The following is a 15,983-nucleotide window of genomic DNA, read 5'->3' as shown; positions in this document are numbered from 1 at the left end:
CCTCCGTGGTCAGAACAGCTAGTTCCTGACGTACTGTTACCGCCTTGTCTCCGATCGGTCCGAATGGGCGCCGGATTTGGTCGATGGGCGGTCGAGCAATCCGTCACGCGGCGGTCGTGTCCGAGCAGTTCGCGGAAACGGACCGCCAGGCCAATTGGGGCCAGGACCGAGCCGGGTCACCGCATCCCACAGCCCGCTTCGCCGCTGGGACCGACGTCAGCCCGGCTTCCAGTTCCTGGCTCGGGTCCCGGTGGGTCGAGCTGCCAGATCACCGGCCGGGTGGGGTCCGGGTCGTAGCGGCAGGACGTGCCAGTGTGGACGGTGTCGCGCAGCAGCCGGGCGAGGGCGTCGTCGTGCTGCTGGATGCGGTCCAGGACGGACGCGATCGCCTTGCGCACGGCGACGCGGGCTTTCTCGTGGGTCGAACCGAAGTGGCGGCGGCGTCCGCCAAGGCCGGTTGCTACCCGAACCTCGGCGAGCAAAGCCTCGCGCTCGTCGCGCAGCCGGTCGAGCTGGGCCTGGCCGGTCCAGGGTTCGGCGTCGTCCAGTTCGGCGTCGATCTCGCGCAGCCGCTCGCGGTAGGCCACCAGGGCCTGATTGTCGATAACCTCTCCGGCCCCCGAATCGTCCACGACGATCGGTGTGTGACCTGGCGCGATGGCGGACAGGTCAAGCGCGCTGATCTCGACACCCGGCCTGCGGAGCAGTTCTCGCAGGTAGTGCAGCCCCTTGAGGTCGGGTAGCACAAAGGTGGAGCCGTTCTTGCCGACTACCCAGCCGAGGTCGCCTTCCTGGCGCAGACGGGCGGTGAGCTCCCGGGCCCGCGGGGGCCGAGCCTCGGGAACGCTCAGCCGTTCGCGCCACCAGTCGGCACCGATCCGCTGATAGCAGGAGGTGGCGGTGTGGCGCCGACGTGTCGCCGCACCCTCGCGACTGAGCGACTGTTCGGCGCGATGAAGGTAGTCGTCGACCACACCATGAAAGATCACCGCGCCCGCGTTGAGCACCGCTCGGCCGGTGAACGGCTCCAGAAGGCGGACTCCGTCCTCGAGGACGGCGTGGACGTGCAGCTCAGCCGCGACCTGGACCAGGGAGGTCACGGTGAGCAGGAAGTCGACGTCGCGCGCCACGGTGTCGAGCCCGCCGCCGGCGAGTTGGTCGAGCAGCGCCAGCGCGCGGTCGGGTTCGTCGGCGGCGAGCCAGAGCGCCGCAGCCTCGGCCGACCCCGAGGGCACTCCTTCGGCGGCGCCGAAGGCGGCGAACGCGGCGGCCTCGCTGCGCAGGGTGACGACGTCCCCGGTCTGCCGGGCGCGGGCCGCGGCCAGGCTGTGGACGACCGCCTCCAGGTCCGGCTCGGCGGCCTGCTCGCCCAGCTCGGCGGTCTGCGCGATGAGTCGATCGGCCGTGTTGAGGTCGTTGACGACCAGGGCGTGCATGGCCCGGCGCGAGGCGGCGAAGAAGGCGTAGCGGGAGAGCATGTCTCCTCGGCGAGCAGGTCCAGCGCGCGCAGCTGGCGCTGCACCGCGACCACGTCGAGGGACTCCCACGCGGTGGTCAACCGCCACAGGGCGGCGGTCAGCCGGCGTGCTGGATCAGTGAGATGGGCCGCCGTATCGGCCAGGCGGGCCGACAGCGCCAGCCGCTGGGTGAAGTCGTCGGGACCCCAGTGGGCCACCAGCGCGGCGTCGAGGGCGTCGGCGGTGACCTCCGGGTTGCCGAGGCCGTCTGCCAGGGCCAGGGCCTCGCGGGCGAAGGCCACCGCTTGCTGGGCGTCACCTCCGTATACCCAGGCGCGTGCGAGTGCGGCGGCGAGGCGGCAGCGGCTCACCGGTGTGGCGGCCGCGGTGTAGGCCTCGTGGATCAGGGCGGGCAGCTGACCGGGGTGGGTGCCGAAGCGTTGGCTGGAGGGCAGGTCGAGTGCTGCCGCAGCCATCAGTTCGGCGTCGCCGCTCTCGCGGGCCTGGACGTAGGCGTCCAGCAGCGCCGCCCGGGTGGCGGCGGCCCGCTCGGCCGCAGGGTCCATGATCAGATCCTACTGCCGTCCGGTGCGTTCTCAGGGCTTGAGCAGGCGCACCGAGCGGTGGTGTTCGGCGACGCGAGCCCGGTCCCAGTCGCCGGTGCAGTACACCGACAGCTGGGAGATCGACCCGTCGGACACATCGGCACGGAACAGCTCCCGGCAGTACCACGACTCCTGGTCTTGCTCCCACTGCTCCTCGACCTCCAGGACGAACCCGGTGGCGGTGGCGTCGAGCCGGGACCGGGGGACCCGGCTGGGCCCGGGGTGGCCGGCGGCGCGCAGTGCGATCGCCTCCTGGGCGCCCTGTGCCTGGAGTCGCCACTGCGGCAGGGTGAAGTCGACGAACACGTCCGGCATGAACAGTCCCTGCGGCGCGGTGCCGGTTTCCAGGAACGTGACGAGCTTGTCGGCCAACTCCCGGGCAGTGCTGTCGGCGCTGATTTGCACGGTGCTCACCGGGTGCCTCCGGCGTGGCTCATGTTGGCGGCCACGACGGCCGTCGTCTCCCGCAACTTCTCGGTCGGGCTGAACTCGACTGTCTCGGTCCCGGCTGCTACGACCGGCACGTGTCCGGGCGGCGCGTAGTAGACGTCGCCGGCCATGTAGTCCTCGGTCCGGTCGCGGAAGCGCAGCTGGAGCCGGCCGGAGAGCACCATGCCCCAGTGCGGACACTGGCAGCGGTCATCGGGCAGCCCGATGAAGGCCGGTGTGCCGTCGGCGTCCTGGGGGAAGGTCTCGAAGGAGACCGTGTAGTTGTCGAGCTCGGCGTACCGGCCCTGGATGACCGGTGAGTCGACCAGGAGCGGTGCCTGTTCCTTGCGTGTGCGCGGCATGATGACCTCCGATGCCGATTGATGCCGTCACCCCTATGGCGTGAAGTCGCGGCGTCACACCGTGAGGTCACAGCGACGGCGGCGTCTGGGCACTGGCGCCGCGCCGCTGCCGCAGCGGACCCACGATGACGGGGCGCAGGAGCCACGGGCAGAGGGAGGCCGCATTGCCCGTCCACCTGTGGACCCGCCACCGTGATCGCCCGTCCGAGCGCCGAGGTGGCCGCGCACACCGGCGGTCCGGGCGAGTAGCTCTGGCCTGCCAGCACGTCGGAGCGGCTGGTGCGGCCGATCATCCCGAGATGCCGACCCGCGCCTGCGGTCGCACGCTGAAAGGGCACGACAACTCCGGCGCACGGCGGGAGGCGGCATGTCCGCACACTTCGAGGTCTACCAGGACAAGGCCCATCAGTGGCGGTTCCGGCTCAAGGCCGGCAACGGTGAGGTCGTCGCGTCTGGTGAGGGATACCCGACGAAGGCGAATGCCGAGCGTGGGTGTGAGGCTGTGAAGCGCGCCGCCGCGGAGGCGGACATCGTCGAGGCCAAGGCAGCGTGACCAGCCTTTTGGCTGAGGTCCACGGTTCTGCCCCAGACCGGGAGCGCGACCGATCGTCGACTCGTCGCCGCACCCTCCTCGGACCGGCCTGGTGCGGCTGAACTGTTCCGTGGCACGAGCGACGGAGTCTGGATTCATTTGGGTACCTACCGGCAGCCGTTGTCGGTGGCCGGGACACCTCGGACGCCAGCGCATTGGCACGGTGGGGGTGCCCACCGTAGTTCGGAGGTGGCAGCCAGTGAGCACGACACAGAGCAGTCCGATCTTCGACATCGAAACGCTGCGCCGCGGTATCGAGGGCCGTGACGCCTTGGCCCTGCGCGGCCTGTACGCGGAGGACGCTCGGATGACCGTCGTGGACCACCGCGACCAGCCGAGCCACCCGCACGAGATCGCGGGCACGGCGGCGATCGGCGAGTTCCTCGACGACGTGTGCAGCCGGGACATGGAACACCAGCTGGGGCAGGTCGTCGTCTCCGCCGACGGCAGCCACGCGGCGTATCTGGAGCAGTGCCGTTACCCGGACGGGACGAGAGTTCTGTCCACCTCGATGCTCGATCTGCGGGACGGGCGCATCATCACGCAGACGAGTTTGCAGGCCTGGGACGAGAACAACCAACCCACGGAACCGCAGGCACCGCAGGCAGCGCCGGCGGCCGCCATGGCCGAGCACCTGGACTTCGCGGCCCCGGACGAGATCCGCACCTTCCCCAACGGTCGCGCGGAGATCATCAACGCGGGCGGCGGGGTGGTCGGCCGCCTGGTCCTGGAACCGGGCTGGCGCTGGTCGAAGGACGTCAAGCCGATCGCGGGCACGGAGTGGTGTGAGGCACCGCACTTCCAGTACCACGTGTCCGGGACGATCCGGATCCGCATGGCCGACGGGACCGAATTCGACGCGAAGGCGGGCGACATCACCGTGCTGCCCTCCGGTCACGACGCGTGGGTGGTCGGCGACGAGCCCGTCGTAGCCGTGGACTGGCAGGGCGCGCTCCACTATGGGGAAGGGACCTGAAAGCATGCCACGGGAGGCGCCCCTCGGCCCGAGACACGTTGCCCAGCCGAGACGGGCGGGCGATCCGCCCGCCGGGCGCGATGACCGTACGCTGGGCGTTCCCATGCACATCTGAGGCGTGGACACGTTGGCTCGGGAGGCGCACATGGCACAGGGACGTACGGGCATCCGGGGCGCCCGGATCGGGTCGGGGCCGATGGGGGAGCCCGAGCGCGGTGACCTCGCGGCCCGCGCCGCGGTGTCCTTCTGGTGCGGCAATGGCCATCACATCCAGCCCCACTTCGCGGTGGGGGCCCAAGTGCCGGACGTCTGGGACTGCCCGAAATGCGGGCTGCCCGCCGGACCGGACCCCGACAACGTGCCCTCTCCCAGCGTCAACACCCCTTACATGACGCATCTCGCCTACGTCCGGCAGCGCCGCAGCCAGGAGGAGGGCGAGATCCTGCTCAACGAAGCCCTGGCCAAGCTGCGTGGACCGATCTGAGCGCTCCGCGGCGCAGGACTCCGGCCAGTAAAGGGGTGGCCGCGGATGATGCCCGTCCGTCCAGGGGCCGCGTCCGTTTCACCGCCGTCGGCGGGGGGAGCCCCTGAGCGACCGCCGCCTGCGCTGCATCCTGTGGAGCGGCGGGCCGGCAGAGCGCATGGTGGACGTGTGGGAACGTGGCAGGGTAGCCGTCTGCGTTGGCCGGCATGGCGTGGGCGTCATGCGCTGGTCCTGATCCCGATCGGGTTCATCATCGCAGTGACGGTCTTCGACGTGGTGACGCCCGACGATGTCCACTACGGGGTTCTTCTCATCCTGGCTCCCCTGATCGCAGCGCTCGTCGGCGGCGCGTGGCTCACGGCAGCGGTGGGACTGCTGTCCGTGTGCGCCCAGGCATACATCGCCGCCCACCTGGACGTGCTGGCCGTGCAGCGCGAGGAGGCTGTCCAGATCCTCGCCACCACTGCCTTGTCGACTTTGGTGGTGCTCCTGACTCGGATCCGCGACCGGCGGCAGCAGCAGTTGGAACAGGTACGGGCCGTGTCCGAAGCGGCACAGCGCGCACTCATGCGTCCGCTCCCTGACCGTCTGGGAGACCTTCGGGTCGGCTCGTTCTACCTGGCTGCCGCGGACCAGGCCGAGATCGGCGGGGATCTCTACACGGCGACCCGCACCCAGCAGGGCACCCGCATGATCATCGGAGACGTCCGCGGCAAGGGTCTGACCGCCGTCGGCGAGTCCGCCCTGCTGATCGGTGCCTTCCGCGAAGCCGCCGACAGCAACGCCACCTTGTCCGAGCTCGCCGCTGCCCTCGACCTCAGTGTCAGCCGCTACCTGGCCGATTTCGTGGACGACTACGCCCATGCCGCGGAGCACTTCATCACGGCCCTGCTGCTCCATATCCCGGACCACGGGCCCACCGTGCAGATCACCAGTTGCGGGCACCCCCCGCCGCTGCTGATCCACAACGGCGAGGCCCGGTTCCTGGAAAGCACCCACCCCGTTCCGCCGCTGGGCATGCACATGCTGGCGCTCACCTCCTACACCGAGGACACCGCCCCTTTCGAGGCGGGCGACACCCTGCTCCTCTACACCGACGGCGTGATCGAGGCCCGCAACCCGGACGGCGAGTTCTACCCGCTGGCGGAACGCGTGCCCACGTGGGCGGGCCAGCGGCCGGATGCTCTACTCCGGCACCTTAAGCAGGACCTGCTGGCCCACTGCCGGGGGCGCCTCGGCGACGACGCGGCCGCGATCGCCGTCCAGCAGCCGTCAGATGGGGAGCGGACCGGCCTGCCGACCGCGGGAGTCCGGAAGCTCACGTGAGCGGCAGGCCGCTATTGCCGCTTCAACGACAAGGGCGCAGAGATCACGCGCATCGCTCTGGCCAGGATGCCAGACAGCTCCGGCCCAACGAGGTCGGGGCGTTACCGGGATCGATATCGCCTTGGCCGTCACCTCGACTGCTGCGGCCCTCATAGCCGCGGCCTTAACCCTCTTCATCATGGCCTAGTTCTCGGCCAACTGCTGCTTTGCTCGCCACTCCGCTCCCGCGCGCTGGATGCGGTCCCACAGGGCAGCGCGGTCTGCGTGGTCGATGTTCGACAGGTCCAGGTGGAACACGTCCGTTGCGATCTCGAACAGCTCCTCGGCGGATTCGAGGATGCGCGTCGTGCGCCGTCCGGCCCCCTCGTCGCGTGTGAACTCGTCGTCCAGCACGAACTCGGCGCAGTCCGCGTCGCGGCGGAAGAGCTCGAACCACATGACATAGGGAGACTTCGGCGATGTCGAGAAATCGTCGTGGCAACTGCGGAAGTCCTCCCACGTGGCCGGCGCCAGGGTGAAGTCCATGCTGTGGAAGGTCGTCTGCTCCGGATCGGTGAAGAACCTCCAGGCGTCCGGGCCGATCTCCGGCAGCGGCCGCAGTTCGAAGCGGAAGGGACCCTGGACGTGGACGCCTTCCCGAAGCGGGATGGGCTCGTGGTGGGAGTTGGCCAGGCCGACGTCGACCGACCAGCGTTCGCCGTCGATGACGACGGTGAGGGCCATGTGCGTGACGTATTCGTCGGCGGTCGCCTTGGCGGTCGCGACGGAGCCGTTGATCTGGCCGCGATGCATGGTGACGTCGTACCCGAGGACGGTCAGCAGCTCACTGAAGGCGTTGTTCAGGTTGAAGCAGTAGCCGCCCCGGCCGGCCAGGATACGGGCGATGGACTCAGCCGGTTCGATACCCTGCGGGCGTCCGAGCTGGATGTCGAAGTTCTCGAACGCGATGAGCTCGACGTGCGCGCGGTGAAGCCTGCGCAGGGTGTCGAGCGACGGAGCGCCGAGGGACCCCGGGGCGTCGACACCGAGCCTGGCCAGGTACGGCGCGACCCAGTCGGGATGATCATTCGTCTTCGACGTCATGGACCCGGACACTAGTGCAGCGCACCGCACATCCTCCAAGGATTAACGCGGCGCTGGACTAGTTCGTGCTGGGGAGCGGGTCGAGGGCGGTTATTGAAGTTGGCCCCAGCAGGAGACCATCATCCAGGCGACGTCGGTGAACTCCGGTCGGTCCAAGTGCTCCATGGCCCGGTTGATCTGTTGTTCGGTCATCAGCCCAGAGGCCACAAGGGCCGGGAATGCCTGAGAGAAGCACTGCCTCCAGTACGCGTCCTCCAAGTCGTCCCGGCCGCACACCGACAGGTCGGCAGACATCTTGAGGTTGGTCAGTCCTGCATCAGCCATGACTCTGGGGATGCGCCTGGCCCAGGAGTTGTCGGTGCCGTGGGTCCGCTCCAGCAGTCGCTCGCACGCGACGAGGAGGGCCGCGAAGTCGGGGTAGGGGGATGCTTGGGCCGGGAGGTAGGAGGGGTCCTCGATCACCAGAAACCCGCCCGGCTTCAGCCAACTCGCCATCTGCCTCACCACTCCTTCGGGATGAGGCAGATGGGTCAGCACCGCTCGAGCGTGGACCAGGTCGAGAGAGTTGGCGGGGAAGTCTGTCGTCGTGACGTCCTGCTGCGAGACAGCCAGATTCTCGGGTCGGGGCATGGATTCGAGAAACCGGGTGTCCAGGTCGGTAGCGGTGATCTGCCCCTCGGGGCAGCGTTCCGCAAGCCACCGGGCCAATGAGCCGGTTCCCGCGCCGACGTCAACACAGGCCCACGACGGGGTGATGGGCAGGCGTTCGAGAATGCGGATTGTGCCGGGGTCGCAAAGCCTCTCCAGAAGGAGGAGTCGCTCGTATTCGCCGGCCGTGCTGTGGCCCAGCAGCCCCTTCGCGTAGGAGTCGTTCACTGCCTCACCGCCATGGGCTCGGGCAGGGAGTCGCATAGCCTGTTCGCCGGCACTGCCGCCTCCGTTACTTGGCTCGCCGCCGTTCACGCCCGCGAGCCGATGTCAGTCATAGGGCTGGCCCACTCCTGCATGAGTTCGACCAGGCGGCCGCAGTATGACCGCTCTGCCTTGAGGTACTGCATGCCCTCGGCGCCGAAGGACCAGGCGATGGCGTTCATCTCCTCGTCGTCGCGCGACGGTGCAGCGCGGAAGAACTCCTCCAGCCGGTCTCCGATGGTGGGGAACCGGCCGGCTGGGAGTTTGAGGGCGTAGATGCCGACGCGCTCGATCTTCCCTGTCGCGCCCGTCATGGTGACGGAGAAGGTGTAGCCCGAGGGGGCGGTGAACTCCCGGATGTCCTCCAGCACGGCCGCGGTCGGCAACTCGGCGCCGGTGAGGCTCAGGAACCGCTGCGCCTGCGTCGGGGAGAATCCCTTGGCGGTACGGAAGTAAAGGTTCACTGACTGGTGTTGGTAGTCGACTGCTACGTGCCGCACTGAGGTCAGGCCCAGCTTGTCGAAGGTGCCCTCGTGGCGGCGGATTCCCTCGGGCACCCCGGGGACCACGAGGAGGTCGGTCACAGGTCGCATACCGCCCAGGAACACCCACGTCTTCACGAGCCCGGCCGCAGCGTCGAAGTCGCACAGCTCGGCGGAGTCCGCGTACAGCCCGCTCCACGTCTTGATCAGCCGGGCCACGGGATCGGTCGCGTTCAGGAGTCCCGCTCTTGTCGCGATGGCGACGGTGTCGGTGGACCGGCGCTCGTAGAAGCGGTAGTTGAGGGCGCCCGAGGGTTTGCTGGTGGTACGCCACAGGACCGCTCCGTTGTGGAATCCGTCGGTGAAGGTGTCGAGCATGCGGCGGGTCGTTTCCGGACAGTAGTCGGCCCCGATGGCATGTGCTGTCGCTTGGATGTCGGCGAGGAACTGGGCGGACGAGAATTTGAACGATCCGGGCATGTTTCCTTCACTGCGGTGAGAGTCGAACTTCCGCCAGTACATGGAGTCGTGATTCACAAGAAGAGGTGGCGATCCAGAACGTCGGAGAACTCGCCAGCGCAGGTCACTTCCAGACGACCGCGGAGCGGGTGCCTGAAGTACAGGACGCTACGCCCGCCGGCTGCTCGGTCCTCGTGTGGGTTGTAGCCACCGCCGTCGGGCACCATGCCGAGCCTCCCCACCATCAGGTGGGCCAGGCGGTCCAGGGTCTCTGGGGCGGGGTTGCGGACGAGCAGCGCCAAGTGCCGCTCGTTGCCCTCGCGTCTTTCGCTCGCGGCCACGATGTCGACGACCCGATTTGCGGGTAGACAGAACACTTCCAAGTTGGGGTGCCCCTCCTTCCGCGCGTGGAGGATCCAGACATCCAGGTCCTCCAAACGCAGGGCGTAGCGGGCGGCGAGGCGGCCGCGGACCACAACGCTCGGGACTGCTGGGGCGCAGACCCAGCCCCACGTGGTCAGGCAATCGCGGACCTCGTTGATTGTGCGGGGGAAGACGAGCGTAGCCACGTGGTCGAAGGCACAGTCGGTCGCCAGCTCCGCCACAGCATCCGGATCGGTCCCAGGGCTGCCCATCACTGGGAACAGTCCGTTCCTCCGGCTACGCGCCGCCCGCTGCACGAGCCGTTCCAGTTCTGCGGTGTCCGCCGCGTTCAGCGCGCTGTGCCGGACTGTCGTCACCGTTGCGCTCGCTTTGTCGTGCGACTGCGATAGCCCGCACGTCGCGCAGGCTTGTGCCCCTGATGCGCAGTAACAGGCCGGGGCAGGGGGTGAGCCATGGAAGTCTCCTCCTCATACAGCCTGGCGGAGGAAGTTGACGACGAGGTTGGTCGTCGCCTGCGGCTGCTCTTCGGTGATCCAGTGCCCGCAGTCCGGGATGATCGCGTCTTCGACGTTGTCGGCGACACTGCGCATCACCGTGCCGATCAGCGGGCCGAATGTTGCTTCGCCGCCGAAGGCCAGGACCGGCATCTGGAGCTTGCCTTGCTTGAGGAATGCCTCGTTGTCGGCGGCGTCCTGGCTGAACGCCAGGAACTGGGCGAAGCTCGCTCGCATTGCGCCGGGTTGTGCGTAGAGCGCCGAATAGTGTTGGCGCTTCGCTTCGTCGAACCGCTTCGGGTCCGAGGAGAGTTCGTTCCAGAAGCGGTCGAGATAGATGCGCTCGCGGCCGGCGACCAGGCGTTCCATGTCCAGACCACCGAAGCCGAAGTGCCACATGGCCGGGTCCTGTTTGATCTGATCCCAGGGTCCGATGCCGGGCAGCGGCGCGTCGATCCCCACCCATCGGCTTACGCGCTCGGGGTGGGTGGCGGCAACTGCGTATCCGACCATGATGCCGATGTCGTGTGTCGCCAGTGCGGCGGTGCGTACCCCAAGGGCGTCGAGGACGCCCACGACGTCCGCGGCCTGATTCTTTTTGTCGTAGCCGTCGTCAGGCTTCGATGAGAGACCCAGGCCACGCAGGTCGGGTGCGACAACCATGTGGTCCTTGATGAGGGCGCTCGCCAGATGGCCCCACATGTCGCCCGTTGTGCCGAAGCCGTGCAGCATGACGACGGCTGGACCATGTCCCCCGACGCGTACGTGGATCTTGGCTCCGTTGGTGTCGATCTGATGCGACTGCATCCCGGCCGGGAAGGGGTGGATGCCATCCTGGCGCCAGTCTTCGTTCATCGCTTCACTCCAGGTGTGAAAGGGACCACGGCTCAGGCCGTAGGAACGACGGTTGAACGTCAGGGGAATTCCGGAGGCGGTTCAGCAATGTCCCCTCTGCCGCCTGCGCGGACCCCCACTTATCGTGCCCGTGGATTGCCGAGGCTTACATCAGTTGATTGACTGCGTGATCGATGATTCATGGCGATCCGGACCCGTTCGGGGATCCAGCGGGTCGTCCAATACGCGGTCCTTCATCGGCGCCGAAAGTGCACTGACGGCCTGAGATGGCGAATGCGTCATCGATGCTGCTGTCGTTTCAGTGGCCGGCGTTGTGTCCGCCGTCGACGTGGAGGACCGCGCCGGTGACGAATGGTGCGCTCTCCAGGTACAGCACGGCGTTGACGATGTCCTCGATCTCGCCCAGGCAGCCGAGCGGGTGCATCGCGGCCAGCGTCTCGTTGTAGACCTCGGGGCGCACCGGATTCCTCATGGCGCCGAGTGTGACCGCGTTGCTGCGGATGCCCTTGCTGGCGTACTCGATTGCCAGTGCCTTCGTGGCGGACTGCAGTCCTCCCCTAGTCACCGAGGCTGGCACCGAGGCGGTTCCCCAACTGCCTTGATCCACCATGCCCGAGGTGATCTGGACGACGTGTCCGCTGCCCTGCTTGAGCATCTGCTCGACGGCGAGCTGGGTGATGCGGAAGAAACCCTTTAGGTCAACGTTGGTCACCGCCGCCTGTTCCGCTGGCGTGTACTCGGTGAACGGCTTGGCGGTGGACGTCCCGACGGTATTGACCAGGGCGTCGATGCGGCCGAAGCGGCCGAGGCCCGCCTTGACGACCCGCACTGCGGTGTCCGGGTCGGCGAGGTCTCCCTCGACCGTCACCATGTCGGAGTCCTGGTACGCCTCGATACCGCACGCGGTTGCCACGACGCCGTAGCCGAGCCGGCGGTAGCCAGTCACAAGGCCCGCGCCAATCCCGTGCGCCGCACCGGTGATGACAGCAACCTTCCGGTCTGCTGAATTCATGACGACTCTCCCGAGGGAACGAGCTACGCGCCGATCTGGTAGTCAACCGGTCGCCTATACGACGCTAGGCGGCCGGGCGAATGGCGTCAAAGGTCGGCGTTCCGCGGCTGCGCGGCCTGCACCGGGTGTGACCAGCGATGGAAGTCTGTGCCTAGCAGCAGGGAGAAAGGCTGTCGCAGTGGCGGTTGATTGCTTAGTCCCTGTCCGGTCCGGGGTCGTTCGGGTGCTCGCTCAGCGGCGTCGTCTCCACCTGCAACCACGGTGTCAGGGGAAGCGAGCCCAGGATGGTCCGCATCTCGGCGGCATCCCGGGCGCGCCAGAGACCCAACGCACGCCCCTCTCCGGGGGTCCGCCACAGTCGCACCAGGTGCCCCTGCGCCGCCAATTCTTTGGTGCGGACCGCCTCGGCTGCTGTCGCGTCCTCCAGAGCCCGGGACGGAGTTCCGTCAGTCGCGACCAGGGCGAAGTTCACCAGGAACTCCGGGCCGGTGACCGATCCGCCGACGAAGTCCGGCCCGGGGTCGTTCGGGTGCGGCATCAGCGGTTCGACCTCGTCGTGGCGCCAGACCCGCAGCGGCATGGAGGCGAGGACCTGTTCCAGGCGCTCGGCGTCCGGCGCGGCGAACAGCCCGAGGGTGCGCCATTCGCCCGGCTGCAGAGGCGGGCGCCACAACCGAAGCAGCTGCCCCTTCTCGACGAGCCCGCGGGAGTTCGCGGCTTCGCGGGCGCGGACGTCGTCGACCTCCGCTTCTGAGGTTCCCTCCGGAACGCGGGTAGTCATGGTGACGAGATATTCCACGGCAGCTACTCCTCCGGCTCGGTCTGGACGGCCCTCTCTCCGACACCGTCCGCTCGATTCTTCAGGAACGCCCTGACCTGTTACATCCGTCATTTGACCGCACGGTTCGCCTCCGGAATCTCGGCGAGAGCCGCCGCAAGCGTGACACGGGAGGTGATGCCTAGCTTGGGGTAGAGCCGGTGCAGATGGGCTGCCACGCTTCGGTGGGAGAGGAACAGCCGCGTCCCGATCTGCTTGTTGGTCATCCCCGAGGCCGCGAGGGTGGCGATTCGGTACTCCTGGGCGGTGAGCGGGTTCGCCGGTAGGTTGCCCGGCGCCCTGGAGTTGGCGTAGCCGCTGGCCCGCAGTTCTTCCGCGGCCCGAGCGGCCCAGGGGACGGCTCCGAGATGACGGAAGGAATCGAAGGCCGCGTTCAAGTGCAACCGGGCAGTCTCGGCCGCGCGTAGGTGTCGCAGGTGCTGGCCGTAGGCGAGGCGAACGCGGGCGACCACGAAGGGCCAACGGTCGGTTCCGCGGATGGCGAGGGCTTCCTCGAACAGTACGGCGGCCTGGCTCTTCGGCGCGGCGATGGCAGCCGACGCCGCGGCCAGCAGCGCCAGCCGTGGCGACACCGCGGCGATTCCCGCCTGCTGTATGGCTGCCACATGGGCCTGCGCCTCAGGCCGCCGACCAGAACGCACCGCGGCCTCCACCAGATCCATGGGCGCCCGCAGAGCGGAGGGAAGGTAGGTGGGCAGCACTCCGGGCGGACTGATCACCGACGCTTCGCGGTAGGCGGTCTCATAGTCACCGCGCCCCAGCGCAGCGAGAGCCGAGCCGTGATGGGCCCAGCACTCCACACTGCGGAACCCTCGGGGAGCCGTCCAGGCGGTGATCTGGCGGGTCAGTGCACGCAGCGTGACCTCGTCGCCCCGAACCGCTGCGAGCAGAGCCTGGGCAGCTTGGAACGACAGGGCCATCTGCCGGTAGCCGTGCGCTTCGCTCAGCCTGAGTCCTTCGTCCGTGAGCAAGGCGCACTCGTCCCACTGGCCAGTCTCGAAGTCATCCATGCAGAGCTGAATCAGCGCGTAGATCCCCGACGCGACGGATCCGCCCTTCCGTCCGTCCTCGACGACGCGCCAAAGGGCCGTGCGACACTGTGCCGTTCGGTCCACACCGTGCGCGGCCCTGCCGATCTGAACGATCCGGCTCGGGTCAGATTCCAGATGGAGGTCACGGATCGCCACGTCCAGGCGGGCGAGGGAGTGATCATCGTGGCGGGTTGGGTCGGCGTAGATGCCGACCAGATCCAGGGGACGTGGCACCGGCACGGTTGCCTGCGCCAAGAAGGCGTGGAGCCGATCCCACAGCTCGGCTCTGCCTCCCATCAGACACACCCTGACCACGGCGTGCAGCGCCTCCTCCAGCGCCTTCTGATCACCGTGACCCGTTCGGCCCGCATCGGCGGTGATCGCTCCGAGGAGCAGCTGGAAGGCAGTGGAGATATCCCCGTCACTGTTGAGCAGTACGTTGGACGCGGCGATCGCGGCCTGAAGCGACCCGCGCAGACGGGGGTTGGCGCGCCTGGCTTCGACCAGCAGCCCGGCTGCCGTCGGGAGTTCTCCGGCGACGTCCGATCCCACAGATGCGGCTTCGACCAGGCGTCTGCTCCGATCGGTCTGACCTGGACTGAGGTCGGCGGCGCGGACCAGCGCGTTGAGAGCGCCGACGGCATCCCCGCGCCGACGAGCCCGGTGGGCGGACTTTTCCAGCAGATCGGCGATGCGCTCGTCGGGATCGGCCGTTGCTTCGACGAGGTGCCAGACCTGACGGTCGGGACGATCGGCGAGCGCCTTCGCCAAAGCGGTGTGCGCGGCCACGCGCTCATCGCTGGTGGAACCCCACACGATCGTCGCGCGAACCAGGGGGTGGCGGAACGTCAACCTTCCCAGGCCGCCGTTGTCGACCCGTACCAGTTGGGCCCGCTCCGCATGGGCCAGGTCACCGAGAGCATCCGCGCCGGCGCCGGCTGCTCGCAGGATCCGTAGGTCACCCGTGCCCTCCAGAGCGGCCAGGAGCAGCAACCGGCGCGCGGGCGCCGGCAGCTCCTGGATCCGGAACGCGTACAGACTTTGCAGGCGGCGGCTGACCGGGAACACGGTGGACAGCGTGCTCAACGTGCCAGGTCGCAGCTCGTTGACCGCGGTCGGAAGTTCCAGCAAGGCAAGGGGATTGCCTTTGGCCTGGTCCAGGACGCACTGCATCGTTCGCGGGCTCAGCCCAGGGAACCGGTCGCGCACCAGTCTGGCTGAGGCTGCGCGGTCCAGCGGGCGCAGCTCCAGCTCGGGGAGACCTGTCCGGTTGAAGACTGTGTCGGCGCCGGCTCGCGACGCGGCCAGGAACGCCACTGGACTTCCCGCAAGCCGTCGGGAGATGAAGGCGAACGCCGCCGCGCTGGCGTGGTCAACCCATTGCAGGTCGTCCACCACGATCAGCAGCGGGCGGCTGCCGGCCGCTTTGCGGAGCAGCGCGAGGGCGGCGTTGTAGACGACCACGTGGTCCACCGCGGCCTCACTACGGATGCCCAGCGCCACCATTAACGCGTCGCGGCGCACAGGGTCGAGCGCGTGGATCTCTCCTTGAAGCGGGGCGAGTGCACAGCTCAGGTTCGAAAAGCTCACGCCTGCCTGGAATTCCACGCCATCCGAGCGCAGCACCAGGGCTCCAGCCCTGGTCGCGGCCTTCCCGGCAAGGTCCAGCAGGAGCGACTTGCCGATGCCTGGATCCCCCGACAGCAGCAGGAGCCCGCCGTTTCTGGTCGCCTCGGCGACGAAGGACGTGAGTAGCGCTACTTCCTGCTCACGCCCGACTAGCTCGTCTGCCATGCTCCGCGGCGCCGGGTTGTCACCATCCATGAAGCGCGTCCCTTCCTCAGAACCCGCCTTGCGGCTGTGGTTCCCGGGGCGCACGTCCAGCGCTGCAACCATGCCTCGTGCGGCGAAGGGAGGCGCTCCTGGCGTGATTATGCCTGATGAGCCTGCTTTGTTCAGAGCAGCGTCATCGCGTGCCGATCAGGGCCGGGGCCGCGCTGCTGCCCTCATCGGCGGACAGCCAGAGGAACCGCTGGGGCGGCGCAGTCGCATGCGGGGACCGCACTAGGTCGGTGCCGAGGGGAGGTGGTGCGGGGGCTGCGACCCGCACCCCGAGCTTGAGCTACCGCCGGTAGCCACACCTCGGACCTTGGGGACTACCTCGAAAGTGGCTCCGCATTGCAGTCATTTGACGGGTGACCA

The 15,983-nt window shown here is 68.3% G+C and carries 15 protein-coding genes; 4 read left to right on the top strand and 11 right to left on the bottom strand.

Annotated elements, in window-relative coordinates:
• Window positions 1-176: 176 nt before the first annotated feature.
• From DN069_RS29040 to DN069_RS41920, 3 genes are all read right to left on the bottom strand, one after another.
• Complete coding sequence (locus tag DN069_RS29040) at window positions 177-1,478, bottom strand: hypothetical protein (protein WP_111505938.1); 1,302 nt, start codon at window positions 1,476-1,478, stop codon at window positions 177-179.
• Window positions 1,479-2,053: 575 nt separating this feature from the next.
• Window positions 2,054-2,476: a hypothetical protein gene (locus DN069_RS29035; RefSeq protein ID WP_111505936.1), complete on the bottom strand. Its 423-nt coding sequence runs from the start codon at window positions 2,474-2,476 to the stop codon at window positions 2,054-2,056.
• Window positions 2,473-2,853 carry a cupin domain-containing protein gene (locus DN069_RS41920; RefSeq protein ID WP_111505934.1) on the bottom strand — a complete coding sequence of 127 codons (381 nt, stop codon included), beginning with the start codon at window positions 2,851-2,853 and terminating at the stop codon, window positions 2,473-2,475. The genes DN069_RS29035 and DN069_RS41920 overlap by 4 nt, the downstream gene beginning before the upstream one ends.
• Before the next feature lie 367 nt (window positions 2,854-3,220).
• Between DN069_RS41920 and DN069_RS29025 the strand changes: the two genes are divergently transcribed.
• From DN069_RS29025 to DN069_RS29010, 4 genes are all read left to right on the top strand, one after another.
• Window positions 3,221-3,406 carry a YegP family protein gene (locus DN069_RS29025; protein ID WP_111505932.1) on the top strand — a complete coding sequence of 62 codons (186 nt, stop codon included), beginning with the start codon at window positions 3,221-3,223 and terminating at the stop codon, window positions 3,404-3,406.
• 238 nt (window positions 3,407-3,644) lie between these two features.
• Window positions 3,645-4,421, top strand: a complete 777-nt coding sequence (locus tag DN069_RS42690; RefSeq protein ID WP_165845692.1) for a cupin domain-containing protein — start codon at window positions 3,645-3,647, stop codon at window positions 4,419-4,421.
• A gap of 145 nt (window positions 4,422-4,566) precedes the next feature.
• Window positions 4,567-4,905, top strand: coding sequence for an RNA polymerase-binding protein RbpA (locus tag DN069_RS29015; RefSeq protein ID WP_111505950.1), 339 nt, complete (start codon window positions 4,567-4,569; stop codon window positions 4,903-4,905).
• Window positions 4,906-5,037: 132 nt separating this feature from the next.
• A complete protein-coding gene (locus tag DN069_RS29010; protein ID WP_243639861.1) occupies window positions 5,038-6,231 on the top strand; it encodes a PP2C family protein-serine/threonine phosphatase in 1,194 nt (397 codons plus the stop codon).
• Window positions 6,232-6,414: 183 nt separating this feature from the next.
• On the opposite strand, the gene DN069_RS29005 is transcribed toward DN069_RS29010, so the two are convergent.
• The 8 genes from DN069_RS29005 to DN069_RS28970 all read right to left on the bottom strand — a co-directional run bounded on the left by DN069_RS29005 (window position 6,415) and on the right by DN069_RS28970 (window position 15,605).
• Entirely contained in the window at window positions 6,415-7,314 is a 900-nt protein-coding gene (locus DN069_RS29005; protein ID WP_111505930.1) for an arylamine N-acetyltransferase family protein, read from the bottom strand.
• A 90-nt stretch (window positions 7,315-7,404) separates the two neighbouring features.
• Complete coding sequence (locus DN069_RS29000) at window positions 7,405-8,190, bottom strand: class I SAM-dependent methyltransferase (protein ID WP_165845691.1); 786 nt, start codon at window positions 8,188-8,190, stop codon at window positions 7,405-7,407.
• Between the two features lie 83 nt (window positions 8,191-8,273).
• Entirely contained in the window at window positions 8,274-9,188 is a 915-nt protein-coding gene (locus DN069_RS28995) for an aromatic prenyltransferase (RefSeq protein WP_165845690.1), read from the bottom strand.
• 53 nt (window positions 9,189-9,241) lie between these two features.
• Window positions 9,242-9,907 (bottom strand): hypothetical protein, encoded by a 666-nt coding sequence (locus DN069_RS39250; protein WP_133260071.1) that lies wholly within the window; start codon window positions 9,905-9,907, stop codon window positions 9,242-9,244.
• Between the two features lie 111 nt (window positions 9,908-10,018).
• On the bottom strand, window positions 10,019-10,900 hold the full coding sequence (locus DN069_RS28985) for an alpha/beta fold hydrolase (protein WP_111505922.1): 882 nt from the start codon (window positions 10,898-10,900) through the stop codon (window positions 10,019-10,021).
• A 298-nt stretch (window positions 10,901-11,198) separates the two neighbouring features.
• Window positions 11,199-11,912, bottom strand: a complete 714-nt coding sequence (locus DN069_RS28980) for an SDR family NAD(P)-dependent oxidoreductase (protein ID WP_111505920.1) — start codon at window positions 11,910-11,912, stop codon at window positions 11,199-11,201.
• Window positions 11,913-12,105: 193 nt separating this feature from the next.
• A complete protein-coding gene (locus DN069_RS41915) occupies window positions 12,106-12,804 on the bottom strand; it encodes a muconolactone Delta-isomerase family protein (RefSeq protein ID WP_279387938.1) in 699 nt (232 codons plus the stop codon).
• On the bottom strand, window positions 12,801-15,605 hold the full coding sequence (locus DN069_RS28970) for an AAA family ATPase (protein WP_165845689.1): 2,805 nt from the start codon (window positions 15,603-15,605) through the stop codon (window positions 12,801-12,803). The genes DN069_RS41915 and DN069_RS28970 overlap by 4 nt, the downstream gene beginning before the upstream one ends.
• Between the last annotated feature and the right edge of the window lie 378 nt (window positions 15,606-15,983).

The sequence above is a fragment of the Streptacidiphilus pinicola genome, assembly GCF_003258295.1.
GTDB classification, from domain to species: domain Bacteria; phylum Actinomycetota; class Actinomycetes; order Streptomycetales; family Streptomycetaceae; genus Streptacidiphilus; species Streptacidiphilus pinicola.
The sequence above is the reverse complement of the archived record's forward strand: the minus strand, read 5'-3'. Positions and strand labels throughout refer to the sequence as shown.

Excerpts from the sequence above, each read along its gene's own strand:
- DN069_RS28970 (WP_165845689.1), bottom strand. The coding sequence starts at position 15,605 with ATGGATGGTGACAACCCGGCGCCGCGGAGCATGGCAGACGAGCTAGTC.
- DN069_RS28980 (WP_111505920.1), bottom strand. The coding sequence starts at position 11,912 with ATGAATTCAGCAGACCGGAAGGTTGCTGTCATCACCGGTGCGGCGCAC.
- DN069_RS28995 (WP_165845690.1), bottom strand. The coding sequence starts at position 9,188 with ATGCCCGGATCGTTCAAATTCTCGTCCGCCCAGTTCCTCGCCGACATC.
- DN069_RS29005 (WP_111505930.1), bottom strand. The coding sequence starts at position 7,314 with ATGACGTCGAAGACGAATGATCATCCCGACTGGGTCGCGCCGTACCTG.
- DN069_RS41915 (WP_279387938.1), bottom strand. The coding sequence starts at position 12,804 with ATGACGGATGTAACAGGTCAGGGCGTTCCTGAAGAATCGAGCGGACGG.
- DN069_RS28985 (WP_111505922.1), bottom strand. The coding sequence starts at position 10,900 with ATGAACGAAGACTGGCGCCAGGATGGCATCCACCCCTTCCCGGCCGGG.
- DN069_RS29025 (WP_111505932.1), top strand. The coding sequence starts at position 3,221 with ATGTCCGCACACTTCGAGGTCTACCAGGACAAGGCCCATCAGTGGCGG.
- DN069_RS41920 (WP_111505934.1), bottom strand. The coding sequence starts at position 2,853 with ATGCCGCGCACACGCAAGGAACAGGCACCGCTCCTGGTCGACTCACCG.
- DN069_RS29040 (WP_111505938.1), bottom strand. The coding sequence starts at position 1,478 with ATGCTCTCCCGCTACGCCTTCTTCGCCGCCTCGCGCCGGGCCATGCAC.
- DN069_RS29015 (WP_111505950.1), top strand. The coding sequence starts at position 4,567 with ATGGCACAGGGACGTACGGGCATCCGGGGCGCCCGGATCGGGTCGGGG.